Source organism: Candidatus Pelagibacter sp. HIMB123, from assembly GCF_052048195.1.
Taxonomy (GTDB): domain Bacteria; phylum Pseudomonadota; class Alphaproteobacteria; order Pelagibacterales; family Pelagibacteraceae; genus Pelagibacter.
On sequence record NZ_JBNAIL010000016.1, the window covers coordinates 1 to 7,381 of the forward strand.

Here is a 7,381-nt window from a genome sequence, read left to right on the forward strand (position 1 = left end):
CTAAAAAAACTAAGCATGTAGCCTCTGTAAAGATTTTAAATAAAGTTAGTAGTTTTACAAAAATTCCAATAGTAGCAATTGGTGGAATTAATGCTGTTAATTATAAAAATCTATTATTGAATAATGCTAATTTTTTAGCTATCTCAGGCTACATTTGGAAAAATAAAAAATATAAACCGTTACAAGCTATAGAAAGATTAAAATGAAAATTAATGCTGGAGAAATAAGAGTTGGAATGCTCTTAGAATATAAAAATGACTTATGGCAAGTTTTGAAAACCCAACATGTAAAACCAGGAAAAGGTGGTGCGTTTGCTCAAGTTGAAATGAAAAGCTTAAACAAAAATACAAAGTTAAATGAAAGATTTAGATCAAGTGAAACAGTAGAAAAAGCTTCATTGGAGGAAACGACTTTCAATTATCTTTATAGTGATGAAACTAATTATTTTTTTATGGATCCAAAAACATTTGAACAAATAGAAATAAAAAAAGAAACTGTAGGTGAGAAGGGTAAACTTTTAACTGAAAACCTTCAAGTTTCTGTAAGTTTTTATAACGAAAAACCATTATCAATTGAATTACCCAACCAAGTACATTGTAAAATTGAAACTACTGATGCGGCTCTTAAAGGACAAACTGTGTCATCATCTTACAAACCAGCAACTCTTGATAATGGTTTAAATATACAAGTTCCTCCGTTTATTGAAGCAGGTGATGAAATCGTAGTTGATACCAGAAATTTGGAATACATTAAAAAAATCTAAAATGATCTCTATATCCTCAAATTTAAACATTATGATTAAAGCAGCTGAAAAAGCCTCAAAGTCTGTAATAAGAGATTTTGGAGAAGTTGAGAAACTACAAGTATCTAAAAAAGGACCCCGAGATTTTGTTACAAAAACTGACAAACATGTTGAAAAAATTCTAATTGAAGAGCTTTCTAAAACAAAAAAAAATTATTCTTTTTTATCAGAGGAAGTTGGTTCAATTGAAAATAAAGATAAAGATAATATTTGGATTATCGATCCTATAGATGGTACAACAAATTTTTTACATGGTATTCCTCATTTTGCAATTTGTTTGGCTCTCGAATCTAAAAAAGAGATAATTAGTGGGTTAATTTATGATCCTATTAAAGATGAAATGTTTTATGCAGAAAAAAATAAAGGAGCTTATCTAAATAATCAAAGATTACGAGTATCAAATAAAAACTTATTAGATGAATGTTTGTTTTCTAGTAATCATGAGGGAGTCAAATTCAGTAACTTGAATATGAGATACAGCGGATGTGCAGCTTTAGACTTGGCTTATGTAGCTTCAGGGAGATTAGATGGTTTTTTTCATAATAAAATTAAAATTTGGGATGTAGCAGCTGGAGCCCTATTAGTAGAGGAGGCAGGTGGGATAGTTAATGATTTAGATAAATTCGATCAAAATAATATAGATATTCGAGCATCAAGTGGTGCAATTAATGATAAAATGCTTGAAAATTTAAAGAACTTTTAATTGTGTTATAAATTTCTTTTGCTATAAGTCTCGATATGAAAAAAGATATCCACCCAAACTACCACACCATTAAGGTTGAGATGACTGATGGTACTCAATTTGAAACTAAATCAACTTGGGGTGCTGAAGGGGATATATTAAAATTAGAAATAGACCCTAAATCTCATGCGGCCTGGACTGGTGGAAAGCAAAAATTAATGGATAAAGGTAGAATAAGTAAATTTAATAAAAAATTCCAAAATTTTAAATCAGAAAAAAATAGCTAAATGTCAAACGCTCCCTTAATGCCAATGGCAACAGCCGTATGGTTAGTAGAAAACACCACATTAACTTTCAAACAAATCGCAGATTTCTGTAAATTACATGAAGTTGAAATACAAGGAATTGCAGATGGTGAAGTTGCAAAGGGTATTAAAGCATATAATCCCATTATATCTGGTCAACTTTCAAGAGAGGAAATTGAACTATCTTCAAAAGATGAAAATAGACCTTTAAATATTAAAAGTAGTGATATTGAAATTTCAAATAATGAAAAAAAAATAAAGAAATACATTCCTTTATCAAAAAGGCAGGATAAACCCGACTCTGCTTTATGGTTAATTAAACAACACAATATTTTAAAAGATTCTCAAATAGCCAAGTTGGTTGGCATTACTAAAAATTCTGTGACATCAATTAGAAATAAAAGTTATTGGAATTATAATAATTTAAACCCAAAAGATCCTGTTGCTTTAAACTTATTCACTCAAAAAGATTTGGTTGAGGCTATTGAAAAAGCTGAAAGAAGAATAAAAAGAGAAAAAAAAGAAAAAGAAAAACAAAATAAATCAACCCAGGCATCTGTTTAATGAATAAAATTAATAGACATAAATTTATAAAAGTGTTATCTAACCGCTTTTTTGGAGGTGGTTATTAAAATAGAAGTTAAAGATAATAATGTTGAACAAGCTTTGAGGGTTTTGAAAAGAAAACTTCAAAGAGATGGTTTCTTTAAGGTAATTAAATTAAAGAATACTTATGAAAAACCATCAGAAAAGAAAAAGAGAATACTTCAAGAAAATATAAAAAGAGTTAAGAAATTAAATAAACTCAAAAATAGAATTTAAAAATACCGCGGGGTGGAGCAGTCTGGTAGCTCGTCAGGCTCATAACCTGAAGGTCGGCGGTTCAAATCCGTCCCCCGCAACCAATTTTATTATATTTTAAAATTAGATTTTTTGCTATCAACAAGAAAAGCCATAACTGTTTCTATAGTTAACTGATTGAATGATTTTCCAAATTTTTCTATTTTCTCAATTACAGCTGGTGGAATAGTAATTATATGACAGCCCAATTGTTTGGCTTGCAAATAATTGTATGGCTCTCTCACACTAGCCCATAAGATTTCTACATTTTTATAATTTTTTGCTAACTTTATACTTTTGATAAATTCGGGGATTGGATCTTTTCCAGCATCTCCCGCTCTTCCAGCAAAAATTGATATTATCACTTTTGTTTTTTTATTTATTACTTTAAGTATTTTTGCAGTTTGTTTAGCAGTGTATACTGCTGTTATATTCAACTTAATTTTTTTATTATTAAGCTCTTTAATTACATTTCCTGTAAACTTATTTTTTGAGTTAACTACTGGAACTTTAACGTATATATTCTTACCCCAGGTATTTATTTTTTTTCCTTGCTCAATCATAGATTTTTGATCATCAGCGAATACTTCAAAAGAAATTGGTTTATTTTTGCAAAACTTAAGTATTTGTTTAGAATATGACTTATAGTCTTTTGCGCCAGCTTTTCTCATTAGGCTTGGATTAGTTGTAAATCCTTTAACAATTTTTTTTCTATGAAATTTTTTAATTAAAGAGACGTCTGCAATATCACAAAAAATCTTTATATTCATAAGATTTACAAATTCTTTGTGATATCCTCTGTCATTTTTTTTGCGTCTGCAAAAAGCATTAAAGTGTTTTCTTTATAAAATAAATCATTATCTATTCCTGCATAGCCAGGAGATAAACTTCTTTTTACAAATAACACAGATTTACATTTTTCTACGTCTAGAACTGGCATTCCATAAATTGGACTTTGAGGATCTGTTTTTGCTACAGGATTAGTAACATCATTGGCACCGATCACAAATGCAACATCTGCATTTGCAAAATCATTATTTATTTCTTCCAATTCAAACACTTCATCATATGGAACATTTGCTTCAGCCAACAAAACATTCATATGACCAGGCATACGTCCCGCAACTGGATGAATAGCATATGATACTTTGATATCGTTCTTCTTTAGTGTGTCGACCATTTCTCTTAAAGCATGCTGTGCTTGTGCCACTGCCATTCCATACCCTGGAACAATTATGACTGAAGATGCGTTTTTCATTAAAAAAGCTGCATCATCTGCATTGCCACTTTTTACTGGTCTTTGTTCTTTGCTTTGGCTTCCAGAAGTTTGGTCTGTAGCTCCAAAACCGCCTAAAATAACATTAAAGAATGATCTATTCATTCCTTTACACATTATATATGAAAGTATTGCGCCAGATGATCCAACCAATGCTCCTGTAATAATTAAGGCTGTATTTTCTAAAGTAAATCCAATTCCAGCTGCTGCCCAACCCGAATAAGAATTTAACATTGAAATTACAACTGGCATATCTGCACCACCAATTGGAATAATAATTAAAAATCCAATTAAAAAAGAAATTGCAACTAATATCCAAAATAAATTAGATGATTGTGTTAAACAAAGATAAATAGTTAAAATTACAATCAAAATTAACAACAATGCATTTAATAAATGTTGGCCTTTAAAAGTTATTGGCGCACCTGACATTATTCCTTGTAATTTTAAGAATGCTATAACAGATCCAGAAAAAGTGATTGCACCAACTGCTGCTCCAATTGCCATTTCAATTAAACTTGCAAGTTTAATATTTCCAGGTGTTCCAAGATTAAATGCAGATGGATTAATAAATGCAGAGATTGCTACAAATACAGCTGCTAAACCAACTAAACTATGAAAGCCTGCAACTAATTCCGGCATTGCAGTCATTGGGATACGATATGCAATAAATGCTCCAAGACTCCCACCAATAGCTAAAAATATTAAAACATAGACAAATCCAGAACTAAAATTACCAACTGACAAAAATGTAACTGTTACAGCAATAATCATTCCAATTATTCCAAATAAATTTCCTTGTCTTGAAGTTTCAGGAGAAGACAAACCTCTTAAAGCTAAAATAAATAATACCCCAGATATTAAATATAAAATTGCAGATAAATTTGCAGACATTAATTATTTATCCTTTTTCTTTTTTTTATACATTGCTAACATTCTTTGGGTGACTAAAAATCCACCAAAAATATTAACAGCTGCTAAAACAATTGCTAAAAATCCATAAATACTAGATGAAGAAAAAACTACTCCATCACTCCCAGACAAAGCTGCAATTATAGCACCTACGATGATTACTGAAGAAATTGCATTCGTAACTGACATTAAAGGAGTATGTAAAGAAGGTGTTACGCTCCATACAACATAGTAGCCAACAAATATTGATAATATAAATATACTTAATCTGAATATAAAAGGGTCTATTTCCATAATTCTATTTGATAAGTGTTTTCTCTATTATTTCATCTTCTAAATTAATATTTAATTTCTTATTTTCTTTATCATATAAATTAGAGATAAAATTAAATACATTTTTAGCATATAAATTAGAAGCTGATACAGGTAATTTATTTAATATATTGGCCTCACCTAAAATTTTAACACCATTTTTTTCAACAATTTTACCAACCTCTGTAAATACAGTATTTCCTCCTTGAACTGCTGCTAGGTCATAAATAACTGAGCCTGATTGTAAATTTTTAAACATTTCCTCTTTAATTATCTTAGGAGCTTCTCTACCTGGGATTAAAGCAGTGCAAATTATTATGTCAATTTTTTTTAATGTTTCTGAAAGTAGTTCTTCTTGTTTCTTTTTAAATTCATCTGACGCTTCTTTTGCATAACCACCTTCAGTTTCTAAATTTTCAGATCCTTCAACTGTAAGAAATTTTCCTCCTAAACTCTCAACTTGTTCTTTAGAGGCCATCCTTACATCCGTTGCAAATACTACAGCTCCCATTCTTTTAGCAGTTGCAATAGCTTGTAATCCAGCAACTCCAGCTCCAACTACTAATACTTTTGCTGCAGGAATTGTTCCTGCTGCAGTCATCATCATCGGAATTGCTTTTTCATAAACTTGGAAAGCTTCTATCACCGCTTTGTAGCCAGCAAGGTTAGCTTGTGATGATAAAATATCCATTGATTGCGCTCTTGTAATTCTTGGTAGCAACTCCAAAGAAAAAGAATTTATTTTCTTTGACTTTAAATTCTCTAATTTTTCTTTATTTACATAAGCGTTTAATGAGCCAATTAAAGTTTGATTTTCTTTAAAAAAAGATAATTTTTCATCAACAGGTAATCCTAATTGAATAATAATATCAGAATTTTTAATTATTTCTTCTTCATTATCTGAAAAATTAACCCCTAAATTTTTATATTCTTCGTCAGTAAAACCTAAATTAATTCCATAATTATTTGGTAAAGTTAAATTAAATCCTAAATTAATATATTTTTTTGCAATTTCTGGGTTAATTGCTATTCGTTTTTCAATATCTTGATTTTCTGAAATTGAAGCTAAATTCATAATAAAAATAAATTAAAATACTATAAAAGAAATATTGCCATTAAAACTAAAACTGAGATTACTGCGACAGTTCCCCACAAAACAAATTTTGTAAAGTTATTCCAAGTATTTTTATGGTTTTCATTATCCATAAAGTTACTTTTGTCTTGCTTTAAACTTTGGATTAGTTTTATTAATCACGTATACTCTGCCCCGTCTTCTAACAAGCTTAGAGTTGAGATCTCTTTTTTTTATCGATTTTAAAGAACTTTTTATTTTCATAATTTTATAGCCGGCGATGTCCTACTCTTCCATGTCTTAAGACAAAGTACCATCGGCGCAGAAGGGCTTGACTTCCGAGTTCGGAATGGGATCGGGTATTACACCTTCGCAATAATCACCGGCGGTAGTGTTATACTTGTTTAATTTATATTGTAAACAATGAATTATTGTTAATTTATCTATTGTTAATTTGACTTTTTAAATAATCTTCAAGTTTAATTGACCCAAATAACTTATAGACTTTATTAGATAAATTCATACTTGTTAGAGCTGACGCATACCTTTCTCCTGGCCTAGAGGGTAAAAACTTTATTGTTGTATTAAACATTTTTGCAACTTCAAGAATTGTATAACTTTGCTTGTTTGAAATACTGTAATGTCTACACTTATTTTGTTTCCAGGCATAATAACATGCATTTACAGTATCTTTAATGTGTGTAAACCTTCTAGATTGGCTGCCTGGCTTTACGACAGTTAGAGGTTTTTTATTTTTGTATTGATTTTCAAAAATACCTATTACAGTAGCCATCTCACCTTTACTTATTTGTTTTGGACCATAAACATTATAAAAATAAATTACTTCATACTTAAAATTAAACCATCGTTTTAAATTTTCTAACATCTCAAGATTTTTTGCTTTTGTAAAAGCATAAGGTGATAAATTTTTATCATTACCTTTGTTACCTATACTTGCAGATGTTGCTGAATAAATTAATTTAATTTTATTTTTTAAGCAAAAATTAAATACCTCATTTGTTCCAATAGAATTAGACTCTATGCATTTATTCATCTTGAGGAAACTCTGATATATTCTCGAAAATTCTCCAAAATGAAATACGACTTTAATATTTTTTTTATAGTTCTTTAGTACTTTTGAGATTTTTTTAGTATCAGAATTTAAATATATTATTTTACG

13 protein-coding genes, 1 tRNA gene and 1 rRNA gene are annotated in these 7,381 nt (G+C 29.5%); 7 read left to right on the forward strand and 8 right to left on the reverse strand.

The features are described 5' to 3' along the window. The 7 genes from ACTTBL_RS04360 to ACTTBL_RS04390 form a co-directional block, all read left to right on the forward strand. Positions 1 to 206 (forward strand): thiamine phosphate synthase (locus ACTTBL_RS04360; RefSeq protein WP_440643780.1); only part of this gene is annotated, 206 nt, incomplete at its 5' end. Beyond that, a complete protein-coding gene (efp, locus tag ACTTBL_RS04365; RefSeq protein WP_440643781.1) occupies positions 203 to 763 on the forward strand; it encodes an elongation factor P in 561 nt (186 codons plus the stop codon). The genes ACTTBL_RS04360 and efp, both read left to right, overlap by 4 nt. A 1-nt stretch (position 764) precedes the next feature. Continuing rightward, positions 765 to 1,505, forward strand: a complete 741-nt coding sequence (locus tag ACTTBL_RS04370) for an inositol monophosphatase family protein (protein ID WP_440643782.1) — start codon at positions 765 to 767, stop codon at positions 1,503 to 1,505. 35 nt (positions 1,506 to 1,540) lie between these two features. Further along, positions 1,541 to 1,771, forward strand: coding sequence for a 50S ribosomal protein L31 (gene rpmE, locus ACTTBL_RS04375; RefSeq protein WP_145596160.1), 231 nt, complete (start codon positions 1,541 to 1,543; stop codon positions 1,769 to 1,771). Next, positions 1,772 to 2,353, forward strand: a complete 582-nt coding sequence (locus ACTTBL_RS04380) for a cell cycle transcriptional regulator TrcR (RefSeq protein WP_440643783.1) — start codon at positions 1,772 to 1,774, stop codon at positions 2,351 to 2,353. Positions 2,354 to 2,416: 63 nt separating this feature from the next. Beyond that, on the forward strand, positions 2,417 to 2,611 hold the full coding sequence (gene rpsU, locus ACTTBL_RS04385) for a 30S ribosomal protein S21 (protein WP_075484443.1): 195 nt from the start codon (positions 2,417 to 2,419) through the stop codon (positions 2,609 to 2,611). Positions 2,612 to 2,617: 6 nt separating this feature from the next. Then, positions 2,618 to 2,694, forward strand: a tRNA-Met gene (locus ACTTBL_RS04390). Positions 2,695 to 2,700: 6 nt separating this feature from the next. Here ACTTBL_RS04390 and ACTTBL_RS04395 read toward each other — a convergent pair. From ACTTBL_RS04395 to ACTTBL_RS04430, 8 genes are all read right to left on the reverse strand, one after another. Next, positions 2,701 to 3,399 (reverse strand): transaldolase family protein, encoded by a 699-nt coding sequence (locus ACTTBL_RS04395; protein WP_440643784.1) that lies wholly within the window; start codon positions 3,397 to 3,399, stop codon positions 2,701 to 2,703. A gap of 5 nt (positions 3,400 to 3,404) precedes the next feature. Continuing rightward, positions 3,405 to 4,799, reverse strand: coding sequence for an NAD(P)(+) transhydrogenase (Re/Si-specific) subunit beta (locus ACTTBL_RS04400; protein WP_440643785.1), 1,395 nt, complete (start codon positions 4,797 to 4,799; stop codon positions 3,405 to 3,407). 3 nt (positions 4,800 to 4,802) lie between these two features. Further along, entirely contained in the window at positions 4,803 to 5,111 is a 309-nt protein-coding gene (locus tag ACTTBL_RS04405) for a proton-translocating transhydrogenase family protein (RefSeq protein WP_440643786.1), read from the reverse strand. Positions 5,112 to 5,115: 4 nt separating this feature from the next. Next, entirely contained in the window at positions 5,116 to 6,204 is a 1,089-nt protein-coding gene (locus ACTTBL_RS04410; protein WP_440643787.1) for an NAD(P) transhydrogenase subunit alpha, read from the reverse strand. Between the two features lie 20 nt (positions 6,205 to 6,224). Beyond that, entirely contained in the window at positions 6,225 to 6,335 is a 111-nt protein-coding gene (locus tag ACTTBL_RS04415; protein ID WP_075484395.1) for an aa3-type cytochrome c oxidase subunit IV, read from the reverse strand. Between the two features lie 4 nt (positions 6,336 to 6,339). After that, the gene (gene ykgO / locus ACTTBL_RS04420; RefSeq protein ID WP_008545413.1) at positions 6,340 to 6,465 is read right to left on the reverse strand and encodes a type B 50S ribosomal protein L36; all 126 of its coding nucleotides are present in this window, start codon (positions 6,463 to 6,465) and stop codon (positions 6,340 to 6,342) included. An 8-nt stretch (positions 6,466 to 6,473) separates the two neighbouring features. Then, positions 6,474 to 6,588: ribosomal RNA gene (rrf, locus tag ACTTBL_RS04425) — 5S ribosomal RNA — on the reverse strand. A gap of 52 nt (positions 6,589 to 6,640) precedes the next feature. Further along, positions 6,641 to 7,381, reverse strand: a 741-nt coding sequence (locus tag ACTTBL_RS04430; protein WP_440643788.1) for an NAD-dependent epimerase/dehydratase family protein, incomplete at its 5' end; no start/stop codon positions are given.